This is a genomic window from Thermodesulfobacteriota bacterium (assembly GCA_035559815.1).
Classification (GTDB): Bacteria; Desulfobacterota_D; UBA1144; order Nemesobacterales; family CSP1-2; genus DATMAT01.
The window spans coordinates 37683-60471 of sequence record DATMAT010000012.1 but is presented as its reverse complement, the minus strand read 5'-3'; the positions used below and the strand labels follow the sequence as shown (position 1 = coordinate 60471).

The 22789-nt window shown below is 45.2% G+C and carries 21 protein-coding genes; 20 read left to right on the top strand and 1 reads right to left on the bottom strand.

Annotated features, from left to right (window positions below; genetic code table 11):
• The first annotated feature begins 7 nt into the window (after window positions 1-7).
• From wzy to recN, 20 genes are all read left to right on the top strand, one after another.
• On the top strand, window positions 8-1498 hold the full coding sequence (gene wzy, locus VNN20_02830) for an O-antigen polysaccharide polymerase Wzy (GenBank protein HWP91118.1): 1491 nt from the start codon (window positions 8-10) through the stop codon (window positions 1496-1498).
• A gap of 136 nt (window positions 1499-1634) precedes the next feature.
• Window positions 1635-2822 carry a glycosyltransferase gene (locus VNN20_02825; GenBank protein ID HWP91117.1) on the top strand — a complete coding sequence of 396 codons (1188 nt, stop codon included), beginning with the start codon at window positions 1635-1637 and terminating at the stop codon, window positions 2820-2822.
• Between the two features lie 64 nt (window positions 2823-2886).
• Complete coding sequence (locus VNN20_02820; protein HWP91116.1) at window positions 2887-3609, top strand: class I SAM-dependent methyltransferase; 723 nt, start codon at window positions 2887-2889, stop codon at window positions 3607-3609.
• A gap of 101 nt (window positions 3610-3710) precedes the next feature.
• A complete protein-coding gene (locus VNN20_02815) occupies window positions 3711-4532 on the top strand; it encodes a class I SAM-dependent methyltransferase (GenBank protein HWP91115.1) in 822 nt (273 codons plus the stop codon).
• Window positions 4533-4623: 91 nt separating this feature from the next.
• A complete protein-coding gene (locus VNN20_02810) occupies window positions 4624-5289 on the top strand; it encodes a class I SAM-dependent methyltransferase (GenBank protein ID HWP91114.1) in 666 nt (221 codons plus the stop codon).
• Window positions 5286-5975 (top strand): class I SAM-dependent methyltransferase, encoded by a 690-nt coding sequence (locus VNN20_02805; GenBank protein HWP91113.1) that lies wholly within the window; start codon window positions 5286-5288, stop codon window positions 5973-5975. Before VNN20_02810 ends, VNN20_02805 begins: the two co-directional genes overlap by 4 nt.
• 41 nt (window positions 5976-6016) lie before the next feature.
• On the top strand, window positions 6017-6661 hold the full coding sequence (locus tag VNN20_02800) for a methyltransferase domain-containing protein (protein HWP91112.1): 645 nt from the start codon (window positions 6017-6019) through the stop codon (window positions 6659-6661).
• Between the two features lie 22 nt (window positions 6662-6683).
• Window positions 6684-7652: a glycosyltransferase family 2 protein gene (locus tag VNN20_02795; GenBank protein ID HWP91111.1), complete on the top strand. Its 969-nt coding sequence runs from the start codon at window positions 6684-6686 to the stop codon at window positions 7650-7652.
• A gap of 2 nt (window positions 7653-7654) precedes the next feature.
• The gene (locus VNN20_02790; protein ID HWP91110.1) at window positions 7655-8314 is read left to right on the top strand and encodes a hypothetical protein; all 660 of its coding nucleotides are present in this window, start codon (window positions 7655-7657) and stop codon (window positions 8312-8314) included.
• A gap of 158 nt (window positions 8315-8472) precedes the next feature.
• Complete coding sequence (locus VNN20_02785; protein ID HWP91109.1) at window positions 8473-10407, top strand: glycosyl hydrolase family 28-related protein; 1935 nt, start codon at window positions 8473-8475, stop codon at window positions 10405-10407.
• A 27-nt stretch (window positions 10408-10434) separates the two neighbouring features.
• Window positions 10435-11175: an FkbM family methyltransferase gene (locus VNN20_02780; protein HWP91108.1), complete on the top strand. Its 741-nt coding sequence runs from the start codon at window positions 10435-10437 to the stop codon at window positions 11173-11175.
• Between the two features lie 173 nt (window positions 11176-11348).
• On the top strand, window positions 11349-12095 hold the full coding sequence (locus tag VNN20_02775) for a glycosyltransferase family 2 protein (protein HWP91107.1): 747 nt from the start codon (window positions 11349-11351) through the stop codon (window positions 12093-12095).
• 209 nt (window positions 12096-12304) lie between these two features.
• Complete coding sequence (locus VNN20_02770; GenBank protein ID HWP91106.1) at window positions 12305-13141, top strand: sugar transferase; 837 nt, start codon at window positions 12305-12307, stop codon at window positions 13139-13141.
• Window positions 13142-13263: 122 nt separating this feature from the next.
• On the top strand, window positions 13264-14988 hold the full coding sequence (locus VNN20_02765; protein ID HWP91105.1) for a carbamoyltransferase C-terminal domain-containing protein: 1725 nt from the start codon (window positions 13264-13266) through the stop codon (window positions 14986-14988).
• Between the two features lie 79 nt (window positions 14989-15067).
• Window positions 15068-16111, top strand: coding sequence for a GDP-mannose 4,6-dehydratase (gene gmd, locus VNN20_02760; GenBank protein ID HWP91104.1), 1044 nt, complete (start codon window positions 15068-15070; stop codon window positions 16109-16111).
• A gap of 72 nt (window positions 16112-16183) precedes the next feature.
• Window positions 16184-16582 carry a four helix bundle protein gene (locus VNN20_02755; GenBank protein ID HWP91103.1) on the top strand — a complete coding sequence of 133 codons (399 nt, stop codon included), beginning with the start codon at window positions 16184-16186 and terminating at the stop codon, window positions 16580-16582.
• A 26-nt stretch (window positions 16583-16608) separates the two neighbouring features.
• Complete coding sequence (locus VNN20_02750; GenBank protein ID HWP91102.1) at window positions 16609-17550, top strand: GDP-L-fucose synthase; 942 nt, start codon at window positions 16609-16611, stop codon at window positions 17548-17550.
• A gap of 243 nt (window positions 17551-17793) precedes the next feature.
• Window positions 17794-19086 (top strand): glutamate-5-semialdehyde dehydrogenase, encoded by a 1293-nt coding sequence (locus VNN20_02745; protein ID HWP91101.1) that lies wholly within the window; start codon window positions 17794-17796, stop codon window positions 19084-19086.
• Between the two features lie 23 nt (window positions 19087-19109).
• Window positions 19110-20462: a sigma-70 family RNA polymerase sigma factor gene (locus VNN20_02740; protein ID HWP91100.1), complete on the top strand. Its 1353-nt coding sequence runs from the start codon at window positions 19110-19112 to the stop codon at window positions 20460-20462.
• Between the two features lie 5 nt (window positions 20463-20467).
• Window positions 20468-22126, top strand: a complete 1659-nt coding sequence (gene recN, locus VNN20_02735) for a DNA repair protein RecN (GenBank protein HWP91099.1) — start codon at window positions 20468-20470, stop codon at window positions 22124-22126.
• Between the two features lie 65 nt (window positions 22127-22191).
• Here the strand turns inward: recN and VNN20_02730 are convergent, their stop codons facing one another.
• A complete protein-coding gene (locus VNN20_02730; GenBank protein HWP91098.1) occupies window positions 22192-22737 on the bottom strand; it encodes an arginine decarboxylase, pyruvoyl-dependent in 546 nt (181 codons plus the stop codon).
• Window positions 22738-22789: the final 52 nt, after the last annotated feature.

Genomic DNA, 22789 nt, shown 5'->3' with positions numbered 1-22789 from the left:
CATCAACATGCCGGCACATTTTGGACAACCATTAAGGATTCTTCGACAAGAGAAGCTATCCGGAGCGGTTCTCTCTGTTGCAGTAACGATCCCTTTGTTGATTTCCCTCCTCTTAGTTAGCCAGCTTGATTATGACGAGATTCTCACGATCCTGGAGATAAGTTTTCTTGCATTTCTTTGTGCTATTCCTTTCTTCAAGGAAAGGGTCCGCGAGGTCACTAACCCGGTCTTAAGCGTGTCTATGCTTTATTTTATAATGTTCTGCCTAGGTTCGTTATACGTATTGTTGTATCCGGAGTCGTTTAATAGGTTGGGTTACAACGCCGGGCTTGACTTAACCGCTCTAAATAAAGGATTGAGTTTCAGCATATTATGCTTTCTATTCTTTCTGTTTGGGTATTACGCTTTTGACTATAGCAAACTTGCCGCAGCCTTGACCGGAAGGGCAATAAAATCCATACCAAACATACATAAGTTTGAATTGAGCATCAGAAGGCTGCCCTTAGTGATTGTAGTACTTCTCTTGATAGGTTGGTTGTCCAGGCTGTTTTTGATAGAAATTGGCGCCTATTATTTTGTAGGGGCCGGGAGAAGCGATTTAATCAACACCGATTATGCATATCTGGCTCAGTTTTTAGGGTTTGGGTCGCTGTTTCCTTTATTAGCCCTATCCATCGTCTATTCCGAATATCTAAAAAACAAAAGAATTGCGCTCTTATGGGTCACGATATTGATATTGGCATCGGAGATGGCTTTTAATTTTCCGATAGGGAGTAAGGCAAAGGCTATCTTGCCTATCTTTATTTTGTTGATAATTTATTCAATCAAGAAAAAGACTCCATTCAAGCTTTTCATCATAGCTTCTATTATATTCATATTTTTTATCTTTCCTTTAATCAACACATACAGGCTTAACTATACCGGCGATGTTTTTTTTGATCTTATGGAAGGGTTTAAAATTTATTGGAAATCGTTCTTCGGCTCGAATAAATCTATGGTAGGGGAGGTTCTTTTTAGCGTCTTTGGAGAGAGGTTAAACTATGCCTCCATAGTGGGCGTGATAGTCGATAATACGCCCAGTGTTAGCGACTTTAAATTCGGGTCTACCTATATCCTGTTTTTTCCCTCTTTAATTCCCAGGGTTCTCTGGCCGGGAAAGCCTTCGGTTAGTTTTGCAAACGAATTTGGAAGGGATTATGGGTTTCTTCACCCACTCGATGAAAGCACTTCGGTCGGCATGACCTGGATAGGAGAGATGTTTATTAATTTTGGGTGGTTTGGGATTTTTGTTCCCCTCATTTATGGCTTTTTATACCGGTTTATCTTTCTTTACTTTTTTAGAAATGGGAAGCCAAATACGCTGGGAACGGTGGTGTATGCATTCACATTGCAGACGATCATAGTAGGGGATACCTTTGCCGGTTGGTTCTCTGGCTTGTTAAGATTCTATTTCATATTATTGGTGGCATTTTTACCTTTCGTTACAAGGCATAAATAAAGACGGCAGGCACTGTTTAAATAACGGAATCTATATTTGCCGGTTGGTTCTTTCATCTTGTTCACGGCTCTTTCCACAAACGGAACGACTCTTAAAAGTATATATAAGGAATTAAAGCTAGATATTGCGAAGTTCGATGAGAGTGCTTCACATAACTCCCTCCTACTTTCCAGCTTTCAAATATGGCGGCCCTATAGAGGCCGTTCATCTATTGAATAAGGCGTTAGCTAAGAAGGGAATAGATGTCGATGTATTCACCACGGATACCGGTTTGGAAAATGGGAAGTCTATTCCTAGAGATGAGTGGCAGGAATTAGATGGCATAAGGGTTAGATATTTTAGGTGTTACGGCTATGAGCGCTATACGTTTTCTCCAAAGATATTTTTGGAGCTCTTAAAAGATACTAGATTTTATGACCTAGTGCATATAACTTCAGTATGGAATTTCCCCGTTCTAGCCGGCGGTATAGCCAGCCTATTGCATAAAAAACCATATATACTTTCTCCACATGGTTCTATCTACCCGGAGGCGATTGGTATAAAATCCAAAAATAAGAAAATGTTCTATTATAACCTCATCGCGAAATACTATATTAAAAGAGCTTCTGCAATCCACTTCACCACTCAAGACGAGAAAGAAAACGCTATAGGTTTCCTTGATATAAGAAATAAAGCTTTTGTGGTTCCGATTGGATTTGACTTGTCCGGTTTCGAGGAATTGCCCCGGAGGGGTTCCTTTAAGAATAGATATGCGGCCTTAAAGAATAGAAAATATATTTTATTCTTGGGCCGTATAAACATCAAGAAAGGGCTTGATATATTGGTAGAGTCATTTGGAGAAATCGCCAAAGCATATAAAGATTTATATCTGGTGATAGTAGGGGCGAACGAAGGCAACGAGGGGTTCAAAGAGGAAGTTAAGAGACGGTTGAAGGATGTCGGCCTTTTAGAAAGGACGATATTTACCGGAATGCTCAGGGAAAGAGACAAACTGGAGGCTTTTGTCGATGCCGAAGTCTTCGTCTTGCCTTCCTACTCGGAGAATTTTGGGATGGCGGTAGTGGAGGCGATGGCTTGTGGAATACCGGTGGTTATCTCGAATAAAGTAGGGATTCACCGGGAGGTTGAACGGAATAGGGGGGGTATCATCGTGGAAACCAACCCGGATAGTTTAAGCAGGGGAATAAGAGCTCTACTCGATAACGAGGAGTTGAAAAGAGAAGTCCGCACAAATGGAAGAAAGATGGTGGAAGAATATTACGATATAGATAAGGTAGCGGATATGGTTATAAAGGTTTACCGAGAGATAATAAGACCCGGCTGAATTCCATATCGAGGATAGAGAAGAATCTTAACATTTTAGAACGAGATATACCGGAAGTTCAAATATGGTTAATCCGAGGCTGTTTGGGTTTTTTTACAATCCTAAGAAAGGATGGATCGACGGTACTACTCAGTTTGTGAACCTCCTAAAAGCATATTGCCAGCCTGGGGCGTTAGTTTTGGACCTCGGGGCTGGAGCGGGAAGGGGAAAGCCCCATAATTACTCATTAAGGGGAAAGGATAGGCTGGTGGTAGGGTTGGATGTGGACTCGGAAATAAGCGAAAATAGAATTGTCGATTTTAAAGTCATAGGCGACGCCTATTTTTTGCCTTTCAAGGAGTGCTCCTTTGATTTTATATACACCGACTTTGTGCTTGAGCACGTCGATGCCCCCGATGCATTCTTAACGGAGGTTAGGCGAGTGCTCAGAAAGGGGGGATATTTCATATTTAGAACTCCGAATCTTTATCACTACGTCCCTTCCATTGCGCGAATCGTGCCTAACCGTTCCAAATCACTACTGGCTAACTTTGTCCGAAGCATAGACACGGAAGAAAAGACCTTCCCGGTAATTTACAAAATGAATAGACCCGGGCTCTTACGAAGTATCTTAGAAAAAAAAGGCTTTGCCACTGAACGCCTGGAACTAATCGAAAAAGAGCCGTCTTATCTGGTGTTTAATACCTTTGCTTTCCTTCTGGGGGTATTATACGAAAGAATCGTTAATTCTGCGGAGATCCTCAAGTTTATTCGTTCTAATATTCTAGGAGTATTCAGAAAAATTTAGCTACCGCTAAAACGGTGGACGGGAGTTGGAAAGAACAATAGAATTTGGGTCGAAACCCCCTATCACCGGATAGTTATCACCGTCTTGGGAAAACAAAGACAATGGACGAAAGAATAAATTGGGTGGCCGCCCTAGCTAATGCCGCCGTTTATGATGAAGAGGCAACCAGAGGATATATTGACGGTGCACCCCACCTAAAACACCCCTCTCTGAGAAAGCTCTACGGCGAATTGCTGGTTGGGGTTTATGATTTTGCGACTATATATACAGGCAATCCGAATGTATTAGACCTAGGAGCGGGTGAGGGTTCGGCCACTTTGCCCTTTCTGGAGCTCGGAGCAAGGGTGACCGCAGTCGATATTTCCGAGAGTCAATTAAGCGCTTTGCGGAGTAGGTGCGAGCGTTTCGGGGACAGGCTTCAGGTGCGATGTGAGGACATAAACGAAACCCTCAAATCGAATAATAACTCGTATGATATTATCGTAGTGAATTCATTCCTGCACCATATACCGGACTATCTGGGCATGATCCGGGAAGCAATTACGCTTCTGACCCCGCATGGACAATTCTTTTCTTTTCAGGATCCGCTGCGGCATGATTCGCTTGGAGGATTTACCACTGCATTCAACAAGGTGGCCTACTTCTCCTGGCGTGTCTTTAGGGGAGACTTGGTGGAAGGATTGAAAAGGCGCGTCCGGCGCAGCCGGGGGATTTACCTGAGCGATTGTCCGGCGGACAACGTGGAATACCATGCGGTTAGAAACGGCGTTGACCAAGAGGCTATCACCGACCTTTTCGAAGAGAAGGGTTTTGATTGCAAAATCGTGTGTTACTTCAGTACCCAAGCTTTGGTATTTCAACACATAGGGGAGTTATTGGGAATGGAGAATACCTTTTCGATAATTGCCCAGAAGCGTGCGTAGGAGGAGCGTATGACGGGCGCGGAAGAAACCGGTATGGCCATATAGACAAGGTTGCTTATATAGTGATTAAGGCAGGTGGAGGAGTTTGCTCATGTTAGACCATAGGCAGAGGATTTTCGATGAATTCCGGGTCCCGGACCGGGGACGGGTCTTGAAGGTAAGGAATTGGCTACGGAGAAATCGATACCTGGACCCGGGAAGAAAGATTTCTCTTCTGGAGATAGGATATGCTAGAGGCGGTTTAATCGATAACCTTGACGAGTACAAGAATGTAGAAAAATACGCAGTCGACATAAACGACAGAACCGGCGAGGGGGATATAACCTTCTACAGATACGATTGTAACCAAGGACTGCCGGATTTCGACGGAAAGCTATTCGATATCCTGTTTGCCGGTGAGGTAATTGAGCATCTATTTGATGATGAGAAATTTTTAAGGGAATGCTACAAGGTACTTCGACCGGGGGGAGTCTTAGCATTAACTACTCCCAACCTATTTTTTCTGGTTAATCGTATTTTATTTCCCTTCGGGAAAATGCCCTACTTCGCCTATGAGCAATACCATTACCATTTCTATGACATAGACACTCTATACAGGATGGTTAGAAGTTGCGGCTTTAGCGTTAGACATGTTACCTCATCTCATATATTAATATCATCCCGCAGAAGCAAGTACATAGGGAGGATATTTGAATTCCTGGGGAGTCTATGCCCTTTCTTGGGAGCACATATCATATTATTTGCGGTAAGACCATGAAGAGCGAGCCTTCTATTATTCCACCGGATAAAGGATTTATTAGAAATTGGGCCTGGAATGAATCAAGAGTCCATGCTCATGGCTATCTCATAAAAAGCATTAGAAGAATTTTGGATGAGCTTAAGGTACCTAAAACGGCTCAAATTCTGGATGTCGGCTGCGGCGGCGGATATATCCTGCATGAGCTTTATACTGACGGTTACCGGAATATCTGGGGTTTTGATATAGCCGAGGATGGAATAATGCTTTCTAAAGACGAATTTTCGGAGATTAAGGAAAAATTTGCGGTCCACGACTGCTATGATAAAAAACTTCCGGAATCGTTTCCCAGCGGCGGTTATGATTTGGCTTTGTCGACAGAAGTGATAGAGCATTTATACAGTCCCAAAAAATACTTGGAAAACATAAACTATTGGCTCCAGGAAAAAGGGTACCTAATTGTCACCACGCCTTATAACGGCTATTTGAAAACCTTGGCTATTGCCTTGCTGAATAAATTTGACCTCCACTTTAATCCTCTATGGGAAGGTGGGCACATAAAGTTCTTCTCTAAGCACACTCTTTATACCATGCTCGAAGACACCGCTTTTGAGCCGGTTGGTTTTCTTGGCAGCGGAAGATTCCCTTATTTGTGGAAATCGATGGTAATAGTGGCTCAGAAGATTGGCTTAGATGGGAATTTGTAGAGGTTTCTAGGTTATCCCGGTCGAGTCAAAGGGAGCGAATTATGGTACATCAAAGATGGAAGGACTTATTATTTTACGGCGTAGGTCTATATTCCTTGGTGTCTTACCCTTTATTTAGAATAAAATTTGATAAGTCCAAGGACTTAGGTCTTCATATAGGCTGCGGAAAGAAAAAAATACCGGGGTTGGTGAATATAGATGCTAACCCCTTAGCCAAGTCGGATTTGCTATACGATGTGAGGGTCAGGTTACCTTTTAGCAATGACTCGGTGAAGTTTATATATAGTGGTGGTACTCTGGAACACTTTTATCCTGACGAGTTATCAAATATTCTTAAAGAGTTTTATAGGGTGCTCCAAAAGGATGGAGTCTTAAGGATAGTTGTTCCGGACTTAGAGAAATCCACAAAGGCCTATCTAGAGAAAGATTATGATTTTTTTCTAGATTTTCCGAGAAGTTTCAAGAGTATGGGAGGTAGATTTACCAATTTTCTGTTCTGTGATGCCCAGCACAAAATGGCATTTGATTTTGATTTCATGAAGGAGATATTGAATAGTTTGGGCTTTCAGAGAATCCATAAGTTAAGCTGGGGAAACTCATTCCTGGATGCCGAGACCTACGAGAGGATAAAACCCTCCGAGGACGAATACAAGGACTATAGCTTATTCGTAGAAGCTATAAAGTGATTAGACGGTTAAAGGACGGATTATGAAACCTTCAATCTCCGTTATCGTCCTAACCTACAACGAAGAGAACAATGTTGAGGCTTGTCTCCAGAGTGTGTTTGATTGGACAGATCATTTATTTATATTGGATTCCTATTCTACGGACAGAACTTTAGAAATTGTCAAAAAGTACACGAACAATATATATAGTCACCCTTTTGAAAACCAGGCAAGACAGCTTAATTGGGCATTATGTAATCTACCTTTTAAAACCGAATGGATATTGCGATTGGATGCAGACGAGAAAGTGACTCCAGAATTAAAGAACGAAATTTTAGAAAAACTGCCCAATTTAAGCGGCGAGGTAACTGGGTTATACATGAAAAGAAGGGTTTACTTCATGGGCAGATGGATAAGGCACGGAGGTTATTATCCTACATGGCTTTTGAGAATATGGAGAAGGGGAAAAGCCCATTGTGAAGAAAGGTGGATGGACGAACATATAAAAATCAGGGAGGGAAAAGTCCTATTCTTGGAGAACGATATTATCGATGATAATCACAACAAACTACATTGGTGGATTGGCAAACACAATAGCTACGCTACCAGAGAAGCTATAGATCTTCTTAACCTTAAACACAAATTTGTGATTTACGACACCGTGCCGACTAAGCTGTTTGGGACCCAAGAGCAGAGAAAGAGGTGGCTCAAGCAAACAATCTACGCCAATATGCCACTCTTCCTTAGGCCTTTTTTGTACTTTATCTACAGATATGTAATAAGGCTCGGATTTTTAGACGGGAAAGAGGGGTTAATATGGCACTTCCTGCAGGGTCTCTGGTATCGATTCCTGGTGGATGCAAAAATATATGAGGTTCAAATGAGAGCCAGGGCAGAGGATAGAAATGTAGGAGAAATAATCTGCGAAATGCTCGAATCTGGTGTAGAGAGTGGAAGGCTAGAGTCCGGTAAGGTCTCTACCGCTCTTCAAGAATCTAAAACAAGAATATAAGAATGAAAATTAACGGGTTTATTCCTCGACGTCTCCGGCATTCATACGGACATTGGACCCCCCGTTACATCTACGACCGTCTTGCGGTAATGTGGTTTCAGTTTAAGAACCCGGACGCTCCCTGGCTGACCAAAACGGCTGTTGAATTCTTGCAATCCTGGCTTAGCACTGACCACATAGGCTTGGAGTGGGGCTCCGGCCGCTCGACCCTCTGGCTGACCCGTAGGATTAAGCATTTAACCAGCGTCGAGCATAGTGAGGAATGGTTCAATAGGCTAGTTAGGAAAATAGATGAATTGCATTTAGACAACATAACCTATTTATATAAATCGGATTTAGACCAGGGCCTGAATTCCAGCTACGTAAGAATTGTTGATGAATTCTCACATCATTCCCTGGATTTCGTCCTGGTGGACGGAGCCTTGCGTGACCTTTGTGCCTTCTCCGTCTTGCCCCTGCTCAAGCCGGGTGGAGTTTTGATGATAGACAACGTCAATTGGTATTTACCCTGCCAAACTCGCTCCCCCAGTTCACGAACCGATTGGCAAGGGCCGGCTTCTCCTTATTGGGCAGGGTTCAATGCCCAGGTTAGCAACTGGCGGTATATCTGGACTACTAACGGCGTTTGGGATACTGCTATCTGGATTAAGCCAGCTCGGTAAAACGTCGGTGGTTGGGCTTGCTTCCCATCCCACCGGTCCTACCACCCTTAGTTGACCGCCATCGTTGACCCTTGCCTCCAGGCCCAACCGTGAAAAAAATATGCATATTCTCAGCCTTGGTTTATTTGTTATTGTTTGAGATCTTTCTTGCAGTCTTTATGGTTGGGAGTGAGAGGCTAACATTTACTGGATTGCTCATAAGTGGAGAACTGGAGCACGATAGAAGACAGGTTGCCGATGTTCGGCTATTTGGGGCCAAGGGGGATGGAGAAGCCGACGATACAAAGGCTATACAATCGGCTATCGACCATGCCATAACCAACAGAATGGCTAAGGTATTTTTTCCTGCAGGCCGATACCGGATTACCGATACGATCAAAGCAGGCTATGGAGATAACCAATATATAAGTATCAGCATAGAAGGTTTACCTAGTTTTCTTGGATACGTTGAATTAAAGGCTGACTTTACGGATAGACCGGCCATTAACATTCAGGGGGCTAGGGGTGTGCGGATAAAAGGCTTGAGGATAACCGGGAAAAACATCGCGCCGGGAAAGATGGTACAAGATATGGCCGCTAAAAATATCATCGCCACAAACATTGATGACTGGGTCTCGTCCGGGTGTTCTAACAAGAGGCACTCTCCGTATGCTGGAATAACTATAGATGCATATTCCGGAGAGTCGCCCTGGGATGCCTATCCTAATGACCCCTATAATCGGTCGCACAGCTCCGCAGTTGTTATCGAAGATGTAACTATCTCTTATTTTGTCGTCGGTGTCGCTGTAAAGCCCTCGGATAACGATGAAAACGCGGAAAATATCAAGATAAAAGACAGCACGATCATCCACAACACATTTGGAGTCTCGGTTGGGGGTGCACAGCAAAGAAATGTGGCTTTGGAGAACGTTGGTATTGCCGGCTCATATGTTGCAATCACTACTTTAAGGCACGGAAGGCGGAACGGGCAGTTTCCTTTCGTTTACAACTGCACCTTCGGCTTATCTTTCCGGCTTTTCGAATCAACCGGAGACCGGGGAGCGGTAAACATAGACAAGATCGATGCGGAAAGTTTTGCGGAAATAGGCCTCTTTGGTGAGGGAGTTTCGTCCGTCACGTCCCCTGCTACCATATCCAATTCCAATCTATATGCTTACCGGTTTGATAATTATAGGCCTAGTAGATACGTGGCTACGTTCACTATTCTCAAGTTTTCCTCTTGCAATTTCTATACGTATGAGGGGTTGTTTAATATGGTCGCCGATGGTAACGGTAGTATAACGCTGGAAAATTCCTCTTTTGTAGATTTGACCAAAGCCCCCAGCCGATTTGTAAATTCTCAACTGTACGGTGAATACAAGTTGAACGTCCAGCGCTCGGTTCTTTCCTTTGACCCGCCCTTAAAAGCGATATCTGATACCCATAAAACCAAGGTTGTTCCAAGGAGATTGTCCATATCCCCAAACACATATGAAATAATCGAGTCCGATACCGGAAAAAGGTTTCAAATTAAAAGACCTTCTCATCATGTTAGTGTGGCTATATCCGGCATCGCTCTCAGTTCAAACAGCATCTCTTTTAAGACTGACTATCCAGAAAAGTTTCAAGTGGGAGATTATTTATATTGGCAATCCCGTTATGCTCCCTCGGGAAGAAGCTTTGACTACGTCGAGTTCCTACGTCACTTTCTCTTCAGTTTTTTCCAGCCCAGGGAGCGTTCAATGCTCGGGTACACCTGGTTGCTGCCAGTATTACGGGTGTCGGCTGTCGACGGTAATATGATAACGTCAAAATTGCTAGCGACGGACATTGATACATCCTACACTCCATCATCGGTTAACATACTTCGTGCCAACTTTGTTAATAACATAATAGCAACTGGGGACTTGGCCAAGGCTAGTAATCGAATAACCAATGTTTCTAGCATCGATAATTTCCAGGTCGGAGATTGGATTTTCGGCCGAGGAATACCGGACGATGCTAGGATAAAAAATATCGATGAACGGGCTAACAGTATCGACATGAACTATAGTGCCAGCGTGAGTGCGACGGGGGTCGAGATTTATAACTCGCTTTTAAAAGAGATTCGATGAATATGGGCAACGGCTCCAGGGTGCCATATGAAGGTCTTTAATGTTTCTAAAATAGACAATAAAAGCTTTATCGGGAGGGTATTGAGATTTCCACTTAATGTTATTCCTAAATCTTCCCGGATAAAAATCCTACAGGGATACAATAGGAACTATTACTGGATAGTGGGCAGTGGTGTTCATGGATACTGGTTCGGAGACTATGAATTCTTCAAGCAAAAGGCCATTTCGAGTCATTCCCGGAATGGTATGATAGCATACGATGTAGGGGCCCATGTCGGGTTTTTTACACTACTATTCGCAAGATTGTGTGGCAGCGACGGATTTGTATATGCATTCGAGCCGAATCCCAGGAATCTTGTGTACTTGCGAAAACACATGGATATGAATGGCGTTACTAATGTGGCTATTTCTCCGATAGCATTGGGAAGGAAAAGAGAGTATATGTTTTTCAGCGATAGTTGTGGCTCGGAAGTAGGATGTTTAAGCCAAGAACCGACAAAACTTATCGTGCCAGTGGATAGTATGGATAATCTCCTTGCTGCCGGGGTTATAAAGCCTCCTGACATAATTAAAATAGACGTGGAGGGGGCTGAGCTGGATGTGATACTCGGCGCGGAGAGGACTTTAAGGCAATATAAGCCTAGGCTTTTTATAGCCATCGACGACCAGAAAAACGAAGTTCCACTTCTCCATTTTCTTAGAGCCATTGGCTATAAGATTGAATTTCTCGGCCAGAATCGCTTTGAATTATTTGCTCGCTTTGGCTGAAACCGGGGGGCTTAGTATATCCCGATAATGAATCAACAACCGCGGTTTTAGGATATGTCCTCGGGGGAAATATGGGTTTTGTTTGCATTAACCACTTTTGCCCGCACTGATAATCTGAACGGCCGGGTACAAACTACTTCGCAATACAATATCCCCACTTTAACATGGCGAACATGAAGATTTCCATATTAACTGTTGTTTTTAATAATGTAATCAACATAGAACAGTGTATAAAAAGTGTGCTGGGGCAGACTTATAAAAATCTAGAATACATAGTGATTGACGGCAAATCTTCGGATGGGACTCTGGACGTTATAAAAAAATATGAGCACGGAATTTCAAAATGGATAAGCGAACCCGACCAGGGAATTTATGATGCCATCAATAAAGGTATAGGAATGGCGACGGGAGATGTCGTCGGGATCTTACACTCCGATGATTTCTACGCCAGCGACAGGGTTATAGAAAAAATGGCGGAGGCCTTTGCCCGGTACGATGTTCAAAGCGCTTATGGCGACCTGGTTTATGTGAATAAAGACGGCAGCAGGCTCATAAGATACTGGAGGGCCGGAGAATATAAGGAAGGTATGCTCAGGTGGGGTTGGATGCCTCCACATCCCACCTTTTTTGTAAAAAGGGAAGTTTATGAAAAATACGGTCGCTTTAATACGAACCTCAAAATCGCCGCCGATTATGAGATGGTGTTGAGGTTGTTGGCCAGGCAAAAGATAACTACCTGCTATATACCGGAGGTTTTAATCAAGATGAGGACGGGTGGAATAAGTAACGGTAGCATAAAGGGCTTGGTGAGAAAAACAGTCGAGGACTATAGGGCCCTCAGAATTAATGGTCTAAACCTAGCTATTCTAACGCTATTGTCTAAGAACCTCTCCAAGATTCCCCAGTTCTTCACAAGATAAGGGGGTAAACCCCGGTCTTCTTCATATAATCCCTTTTTAGCTGTGGACCAGTACTAGTACTAAATTACTCCCATAGTACTATTGTTTTAACCTTCAGGTTTTGATAAAAGACTTAAGGCGATAGCGCGAGGGTAATTCGTCGAGCGTGATCTCTTGAGTAGCCACACGACAGGGCCTAATTGGTCCCCAACTCTTGAAGGAGATGGAGGGTGTATAAAGAAGACCAGCTACGAATAACCGATGGAGATATAGGGGCAGTCTGGGACACCGCTTATTCTGGCAGCCACTCTAATGAGCTGGCTGATGTTTCCGGGTTTAATCATAAGGCTGTCTACAGTGTTACTGATACCTATCCAGCCAAGCTTAACGGAAGTTATGATAACTCCTATACGCATGGGTTATTCACGACGGTTCGGGTCAGGGAGTATTCTTTAAAGAGATACCTGGATATTGCCGTATCCTTACTTGGACTTATTTTTAGTTTTCCTATCTCCATAATCATCGCCCTGGCTATCTGGCTTGAGGATGGCTGGCCCATATTCTACTGCTCGGAGCGTGTTGGCCTAGGTGGCAGATTTTTTAGAACCTACAAGTTTCGCACTATGGTGGCAGACTCTGATGTACGTTTCGGCCCACTTCAAGCGGGGCAAAACGACAAAAGAATAACCCGGGTCGGCCGGGTGCTGAGAGCCACGGCCATGGACGAGATCCCCCAGCTATGGAATGTTCTCAAGGGTGACATGAGCATCGTGGGTCCACGTGCCCTTCTTCCTGCGGAGATAGAAGTAAAGGCGTCTCCCTCAAACGGCAATAGACCTATTCCGCTTGAAATGATACCAGGTTGCAGTAAGCGCCACTCCATAAGACCGGGTCTTACCGGGGTAGCCCAGATCTATGCCCCAAGGGATATCTCTAGAAGACAGAAGTTCAGGTATGACTTCATATATTTAAGACGTCAATGCCTGGAGATGGACCTCAGGTTTATCCTGCTCTCCCTCTGGATTACACTCAGGGCTAAGTGGGAATCGAGAGGGAATAAGCTTTGATATTAGAGTAAGCCTATTTAAATTTGGCTTTTATCCATTTTATTGTAGCTATCACAAACCATCCGGCTTTATTTCCCCAGCTATCGTATCGATAATTTCGATTTGTCGTAAGGAGGGGTTCCTTGTACATACTGGGTGTAAACGCCTATCATGGCGATTCATCGGCCTGTCTGTTGTCAGACGGAGAGCTGGTCTGTGCTATCGAGGAGGAGAGAATTCGAAGGATAAAACACTGGGCGGGGCTTCCCGTCGAGGCCGTTAAATGGTGTCTCCAGTATGGCGGCATCGACATCGGGGAAGTCGATTATATCGCCATTTCCAGAAACCCGTCTGCACACATTCACAAAAAGATTCTTCGGGTGCTGACGAAAACGCCCAGAATCGGTTTTCTCAAGGACAGGTTGCAGAGCGTGTCTAGGATTAGCGACGTCAAAGAGGGCCTAGCTCGTGCCTTTGGGGTTAAAGCTTCGAGTATAAGAGCAAGGGTTCAGAATGTTGAGCATCATAGGGCCCATTTGGGAAGCGCCTATCTGGTATCTCCTTTCGACCGTGCCGCCTGTGTCTCGGTAGATGGGTTCGGCGATTTTCTGAGCGCCATGAGGGGGATAGGCAGTGGAAATAAAATCGAAATTCTGGACTGGGTGGAATACCCTCATTCATTAGGGATTTTTTATACGGCCTTGACCCAGTTTCTGGGGTTTTGGAAATACGGGGACGAATACAAGGTGATGGGGCTCTCCTCGTTCGGTAGGCCGGCTTATTTAAACGAGATGAGAAAAGTAGTGAAGCTCAAAGACAATGGCCTTTTTGAGTTGGATACCTCCTTTTTTGTCCATCACAAGGAAGGGGTGGATATGGTCTGGGAAAACGGGGAGCCTACTCTGGGGAGGCTTTTTTCGGACAAGTTGATCGAGCTTTTAGGAAGCCCTAGACAGAGCGGTGAAAGTATATCCGCACGCCATAAGGATATCGCTTCCTCGATGCAGGCCATGTACGAGGAGGCTTTTTTCCACATGTTGAACCACGTCCATCGGAAGGCGGGGACGGATAAAATTGCCCTAGCCGGCGGCTGCATCCAGAACTCGTTGGCGAACGGGAAGATAGGGGATATGACTCCGTTTAAAGAGTTGTATATCCCACCTGCCTCTTACGATGCCGGTACGGCAATCGGCGCTGCCGTTTGGCTGTGGAGTGTATTCTTGGGCAACGATAGAGGATTTGTGATGGATAGCGCTTACTGGGGACCTACGTTTTCCGATGAGCAGATAGAGATAGCCTTGAACGAGTATGGTCTTAAGTACATTAAATTAAACGACCAGGAGCTTTATGAGAAAACGGCCAAGGATATAGCCGACGGCAGGGTAGTTGGATGGTTTCAGGGGAGGACGGAATGGGGGCCGAGGGCTTTGGGAAACAGAAGCATCCTCGTCGACCCGAGAAAAGAGGGTATGAGGACTATATTGAATGAGAGGATAAAAAGAAGAGAGGGCTTTAGACCCTTTGCCCCTTCCGTGCTCGAGGATTTTGTGTCGGAATGGTTTGAAGGGGCCTCGCCCGTTCCTTTCATGGAAAAAATATACGTGGTAAAGGCTGAAAAAAGAAGATTTATACCGGCTGTAGTGCATGTGGATGGTACTGGAAGATTACAAACGGTTTCCAGAAGTACAAATTTAAGATACTATAGTCTAATTCGTGAGTTCTTCAATTTAACCGGGGTTCCAATGCTGCTTAACACTTCATTCAACGAAAACGAGCCTATAGTGAATACGCCTGCCGATGCGGCAAACTGTTTTTCGAGGACTAAAATGGATGTCCTGGTCATGGGCAATTACTATTGTAAAGTGTGAGCAATACGTTCTTTATACAAACTGTAAGATTAAGTGAATCAGCAACTATTAAAATCAACCGGATTATGGAGAATATGGGATGAAGAAGGCGCTTATCACCGGTATAACCGGCCAAGACGGCTCTTATCTGGCGGAGCTGCTGCTCTCGTTAGACTACGAGGTTCATGGCTTGATCAGGAGATCCAGCACCTTCAACACCGAAAGGTTGGAACACCTTTATGTCGACCCGCATGAGCCACAGGCGAGGCTGTTTCTCCATTACGGTGATATTTCCGATTCCGGCCAGCTCACCAACCTGATCTATAATATTCGGCCTGCGGAGATCTACCATCTGGCCGCACAGAGCCATGTGCGGGTGAGCTTTGACATGCCGGAATACAGCGGAGACATAACCGGGCTGGGGACGATAAGGATTTTGGAGGCTATACGCAAGAGCGGCAACAATTGCCGATTTTATCAAGCCTCCAGCAGCGAGATGTTTGGGATGTCCCCACCGCCTCAGAGTGAAGAAACGCCCTTTCAACCGCGAAGCCCTTATGCCTGTGCTAAGTTGATGGCCCACTGGACGGCCATTAACTACCGGGATGGATATAACCTGTTTGCGGTCAGCGGGATCCTCTTTAACCACGAATCCCCCAGAAGAAGCGAAACCTTTGTCACCAGGAAGATTAGCAGGGGGGTTGCAATGATACTCTCCGGTAAATACAAATACATTTTTCTGGGTAACCTCGACCCGATGAGGGATTGGGGATTTGCCCCGGAATATGTGGAAATGACGTGGAAAATGCTCCAGAGGCCCGAGCCCGATGACTTTGTCATCGGTGTGGGCGAGAGCCATTCTATCAAGGAGTTCCTGGAGGAGGCTTTTTCCTACGTGGGGCTCGACTGGAGGGAGCATGTAAAGATCGACCCCAAGTATTTTCGTCCTACCGAGGTCGAGGCATTGAGGGCCGATTCATCCAAAGCCAGGGAAGCGCTAGGTTGGGAGCCAAAGGTTAGTTTTCGCGATTTAGTAAGAATTATGGTTGATGCGGACATGAGAAGGATGGGCCTTGAGCCGGTGGGGGAAGGTGACCGGGTGCTAAGGGAGAAATTTCCAAACAGGTGGTGGAAAGTGGATTAATTCTGCTCATTGTTGATGGTTCATAGTTGATAGTATTAGTTATGAAGTAGGAATTATCGAACGGGTACAAAGATGGGCAAAAAGTTTAGAGCTAACAATGTTAAATTCGGGTTTGAAGATCTGGAAGTGTGGCAGAAGGCGATTAATTTTGCCGATAAGGTTATAGATATTGGAGATAAACTCAATAATACCAACAGAAAACACTATAGGCTGGTTGAGCAATTGGAATCATCGGCAACCTCTATAGCAATGAATATAGCTGAGGGTAAGGGCAGATATTCAAAGCGGGAATTTATTCAGTTTCTTTACATCGCTCGTGGTTCTTTATACGAAACTATTACTTTATTAATGATACTTCATAAGAAAAACTGGATTGATGGAGCCCAACTCGATGAATTAAAAGGCTCCGGTAGTGAGGTTGGGAGAAAGATTTCGAGTTTAATTAATTCTATCGGAAATTCTATGAGCTAGGAACTATGAAAAAGGGTTAAAGAGCTATGAGCTACGAGCTAAGGACTAAACGCATTTTAGTTACCGGCGGTGCCGGCTTTCTCGGCACCTTCATAGTTGAGAAACTCATGGATAGAGGGGCAAAAAGGGACAACCTGGTAATCCCCAGAAGTAAGGAGTGCGATCTCAGAATATGGGAGAATTGTTTAAAGGCTGTGAAAGGGGTTGATATAGTCATTCACCTAGCGGCAAAGGTAGGTGGTATAGGTTTTAATTTGAAATATCCGGGTGAGCTTTTCTACGATAATGCCATAATGGGTATACAACTGATCGAAGCAGCCAGGCAGGCCGGGGTGGAAAAGTTTGTGGCGGTGGGGACCGTTTGCTCCTATCCGAAGTTTACTCCTGTCCCCTTCAGGGAAGAGGATCTTTGGAACGGCTATCCGGAGGAAACAAACGCCCCTTATGGACTGGCTAAGAAGATGCTCTTGGTTCAGGCACAGTCCTACCGGAAGCAGTATGGATTCAAGGTCATATATCTCATACCGGTAAACTTGTACGGTCCTGGAGACCACTTTGACCCAGAGGATGCTCATGTCATTCCGGCGCTCATTGTGAAGTTCTTTGATGCTAAAAATAGGGGTGCTAAGGAAGTCACGGCTTGGGGAACCGGGAAAGCGTCCAGGGAATTCCTGTACGTTGAGGATGCTGCAGAGGGGATTATTCTTGCCACAGAGCGTTACGATAAATATGAACCAGTCAATATCGGCTCTGGAAGGGGGATCACGATCAGGGATTTAGTTTACTTAATCAAGGATATGGTTGGGTATGAAGGTGAGGTTGTATGGGATAGCCAAAAACCGGACGGGCAACCCGAGAGGATGCTGGATACTTCCAAAGCCAAATTAGACTTTGGCTTTGAGGCTAAGACTAGCCTCGAATCCGGACTTAGAAAAACTATCGATTGGTACAGGCAAAACCTGCTCTGACAGTATGAGTGCTTGCTAACTAATTATTCTGGTAAATCTAATCCGATTATAACCCCCATTGATGTAATACTTTTTACGTTATTGGGGGTTTTTTATTGCGTTGTTGAGTTACCCGATAAAAAACTGATATCTCTCTATGTCGCTATCGGTGGTGTATGAAAATTTAGCTTGACAATGCGTTTACAGATATATTATCATCTTAAAAAAAGCCCATGATAAGGCAAGGAATTAATTCCGGACTAAATGTCGAGATCGAAAGCTACTATATTACCTACTAACTCCGAATTTATTCAACTGGCAACAAAAATAGCAGAAAGGGCCAAAGAGGCTTCTCGAGTATTAGCTAAGATTCCTTCCCAATCCAAAAACAGCGCTCTAATATCTATGGCTGAGGAGCTTATTTCTCACTCCGGTTTCATAGCCGAGGAAAATAATAAAGACATAGAGGATGCTCAAAAAAGGGGTCTATCCCCGTCATTTATCGACCGCCTCACCCTTACCCCATCCCGAATCAAGTCGATGGCCGAGGGGTTAAAACAAATAGCCTCGCTTCCGGACCCGGTCGGCGAAGTGATACGGATGTGGAGGAGACCCAACGGCCTTTTGGTGGGAAGGATGAGGATCCCGCTAGGGGTGGTTGCTATAGTATATGAAGCAAGACCGAACGTGACCGCTGACGCCGCCGGTTTATGCCTGAAGGCTGGAAATTCGGTAATTTTGAGGGGCGGGTCCGAATCCATAAGGTCTAATATGGCTATAGGGTCCGTATTAGGAGATGCTCTGGAAAAGAACAGCCTGCCCCGGGAGGCCGTTCAAATTGTTCCGGTCACGGACAGGGCTTTGGTCCTGGAGCTATTAAAGCTCGAAGATTATATAGACCTGGTTATTCCCCGAGGCGGTGAGAGTCTGATAAGGTTTGTATCGGAAAACTCAAAAATCCCGGTATTAAAGCACTATAAGGGGGTTTGTCACATATTTGTGGACGAATTTGCCGACTTGGAGATGGCTGAAAATATTTGCTTAAATGCCAAGGTGCAGCGGCCTGGTGTATGCAATTCGATGGAGACGCTCCTGGTACACGAAGGGGTTTCAGAAAAATTCCTGCCACGGATGGTAAAAAAATTTGAGGAAAATGGTGTTGAGATCAGGGGTTGCCCACGCACCAAGGAGATTGTCCCTCGGGTCAAAGAGGCAAGTGAAGAGGACTGGTATGCGGAATACCTTGACCTTATACTTAGTGTAAGAGTGGTTAAGGGAATAGACGAAGCCATAGACCACGTGGAAAAATATGGGTCCATGCATACTGAAGCGATAATTACCCGGGATTATAAAAATGCCCAGTATTTCCTGAATAGTGTGAATTCATCGACGATTCTGGTGAATGCGTCTACCAGATTCAGCGATGGATATGAGCTCGGTTTAGGTGCGGAAATAGGAATCAGTACGTCGAAATTACATGCGTTTGGCCCGATGGGCGTTGAGGAGTTGACCACCACAAAATTTATTATTTATGGCGATGGGCAGATAAGAACCTAAAAAGCTTTCAAGGAGGATTGGGAGTGAGACAGGGAAGATTGGAAACAGGTGCACTTCTTCCTATTTCAAAGCGAATGTCTGGAGTTAAGCCTAGTTCTAAGCCGGCCCCAAAGCAAAAGAATAAACGGGCTAAGGGCAATAACTATAAAAAGTTTTCGGATAATCAACTCGACGAGATTAACGGGTCGGAAGAGCTTTTTATCACCATTGATATCGAGGACAAAATTATAACCGAATTAGCGGAGTCAGAGTTTGACCTCCAGGTAGAATCGCCAAGGGGCGAAGCGGAAGAGAAGGGAAAACAGTGGACTCCGGACGAGGAATTTAGGCTTCTTCAGGTCTATTTCAAGGAAATGGGGAATGAACCCCTTTTGACCGCCAGGGAGGAAGTGGAGGTATCGGCTAAGATCAAAAAATGCGAGGCTAAAGCTAGGGACGTGAAAAGGGTCCTGGAGCGGATATTCGACAAAAAGCTGGGTGATTTTCTGGATGACACTATTGCCGAGATAGATGGTATTTCCATAAGAAGCATAGAGAGAACCCTGAGAAGGCTCAGAAAAAGGGCGTCGAGGAGGACAGGCTTCAAAGACGGAGTGACTCCTAATCACGTTAAAAAGCGTGGCATACTGACAAAAGCGTGTCTTAAAACGGCCAGGCGGTTTAAGGACCGGTTTGTCAAGGCCAACCTCAGGCTGGTAGTAAGCATAGCCAAGAGATATATGGGTCGGGGGCTGCCGCTTCCCGATTTAATTCAAGAGGGTAACGTAGGTCTGATGAGGGCGGTGGAAAGATTCGACCACACGAAGGGATACAAATTCTCGACCTATGCCTCCTGGTGGATTCACCAGGCTATATCCCGGTCATTACTCGACCAGACTAGGACGATAAGGGTTCCAGTTTATGTGCTGGAGCAGGCAAGTAAGGTGCACAGGATCAGTTCCATGCTTCATAAAGAAAAGGGGAGAAAACCGCTTCCCGAGGAAATATCCCAAAAATCCGGCATTTCAATCGAGGGAGTGAAGAGGGTTCTGGACGCTACCAAAGATGTATTTCATCTAGATTCACCCATAGTTGACGGGGAAAAAACCACCCTCCTTGAATTCATTCCAGACGAGACTGCCCTCACTCCCGATTCGGCTGTGGCAAAGGCCATGCTCACCGGTAAGATAAAGGATGCTCTGTCCAACCTTACAACCAGGGAAGAGCAGATACTGAAAATGCGGTTTGGAATTGGTTACGAGACCACTTATACCTTAGATGAGATAGGCCGGTATTTTAACCTCACCCGTGAGCGCATACGGCAGATAGAGAAAAGAGCACTGGAAAAGCTCGAAGATTCGGATATCGGAGGAATGCTAAAAAGCTTTCTTGAATAGGTTTAATGCTCCTTTCACTCAACCTGAAGAACTTTGCCATCATAGATGACCTGTCTATCGATTTCGGGAAAGGCCTAAACATCATCACCGGTGAGACCGGGGCCGGGAAATCCATCATAGTTGATGCCATAAATATCATCCTCGGCGACAGGGCCTCGTCTGACCTTATAAAATCCGGACAGGATGAAGCTCAGGTCGAGGCCTTATTCGATATAGGTGATAATAAACATTTAAAGGATAAACTGGAATCTCTGGGGTTTGAGGCGGGGGATGACCAGCTCTTAATTAGGCGCATACTTTCCCGTAGGGGTAAAGGCCGTGTGTTTATCGGCGGCAATATAGCCACGTATTCAATGCTTGAACAACTGACGGAAGGCATAGTCGATGTGTTCAGCCAGCATGAGCATCAGACACTCCTGAAAGAGGATAAGCATCTGCAGTTGCTCGACGAGTTCGGAGGCCTAAGGGTGCACACGGAGGAAGTCGGTGAGGTTTATCGGGCATACATTAGGCTTAAAAAAGAGCTCGAAGAATGCGAAAGTAACCGGAGAACGCAGGTCGAGAGAGAGGATTTCCTTAGGTTTCAGTGTGCAGAAATCGACGCTGCCAGGCTCCAGGTTTCCGAGGATGAAATGCTGGAAGAGGAAAGGAAAAGACTGGCCAATGCGGAGAGGCTATATTCCATAACCCAGGAGGCCTATGAGGCACTTTACGAAGGGGAGAAATCGGTCTTTGATACCCTTAAGAGAATCGCTAACCGGGTGGAAGAGGCAGTGAAGATTGACGACACCCTGTTGGAGACGGCGAAGTCCATAGAGAAGGGAGTTGTGGAGATTCAGGATGCTTCCTTTACACTACGCCAATATGCGGCGAATATAAGTTTTGACCCGGATAGACTCAATTATGTGGATAGCAGGCTTCAGGAAATAAGGAGGCTTAAAAAAAAGTACGGCGGGACTATAGAGGAAATTCTCCAGAAGAGAAAGAGCATGGAGGAGGAGCTAGGGGATATCTCAGGCTATGAGGGAAAGGTGGAAGACCTGCAGAATCAGCTCAAGGCAGTCGAACTGGTTCTCAATAAGAGGGCTTACGAGCTATCCGAGAAAAGGCGGGCTTCGTCACAAAAACTGATGAAGGCAGTTGAGAAGGAACTGGAGAAGATAGGGATCAAGAACGCCAGGTTCGTGGTAGATCTTACCACAAAAGAGCTTTCCTATAATGGTGGTGATAAGGTAGCCTTCCTCTTTTCCGGAAACCCTGACGAGAATCCCAAGCCCCTTACCCGGGTAGCATCCGGAGGGGAGCTTTCCCGAATAATGCTTGTTTTGAAAGAGGTTCTGGCAAGAGTGGAAGGGGGTTTGGTTCTGATATTCGATGAAGCGGACTCCGGGATAGGCGGGGCGATTGCCGAGGCGGTTGGCCGCAAGATCAAAAACCTCTCACAATCGCACCAAGTTATTTGCATTACCCATCTTCCGCAGGTGGCAAAGTTTGCCGATACCCATTTCACCGTCACCAAGACCTTAACGGAAGACAGCAGGACTAGGGTGGAGGTCAGATCCCTGAGTTATGAGGAGAGGGTAAAGGAACTGGCTCGCATGCTTGGCGGTCTCAAGGTCACCGAAAAAACACTGGAAGTGGCTCAGGAAATGCTCAGGGAATAACCAAATGGCTGAGAGTGAGAAGTCAATAATCAATTCTCATTTTTAACTTACAACTCTTAACTTTTTTATGGGACAAACACCACGGCGGCAATCACCGTGGTCCATATGCCGTATTTATCCCCTACGGCGGACTGAGTGACGTTTCTAGTCTGCACCGTATGTCCGCTTATCTTCCAGATATCTTTTTGCTCATCGTAGCTTTTATCCGGGTCAAACGGCGCTCCCAGTATGGTGGCCAACATGTATGCAGCCAGGTCCTCGGCATAATCACCAGCGGCGCTATCGGTCTGACCGAAGCTGTGGTGTTCGGAAAGGTATCCGTAATGGTTTGATTTCTTGGGTATGGCGATTCCTACCGATGCGGCAACCAGGCGGTGGGGCTCGTCGGTGGCATTCTCACTCATCACTACATAGACGACCTGGCCGGGCTTAAGGCGCTTGAGTCCGGCCGATTGGGTCATCAATGTGCAGTTTGGGGGGAATATGCTAGAGACTTTGACCAGATTGAATTCGGCAATCTTCGCATCACGGAGTGCCATCTCAAAGCTGGTCAGTTTTTCTTTGTGTTTTCCTACGCCCTTGGTTACGAAGGCATGTTTCGGTACGAACAATTATTTTCTTCCCCCTGTTTTAAATGCATTTTTTTATACTAAATAATCGCTT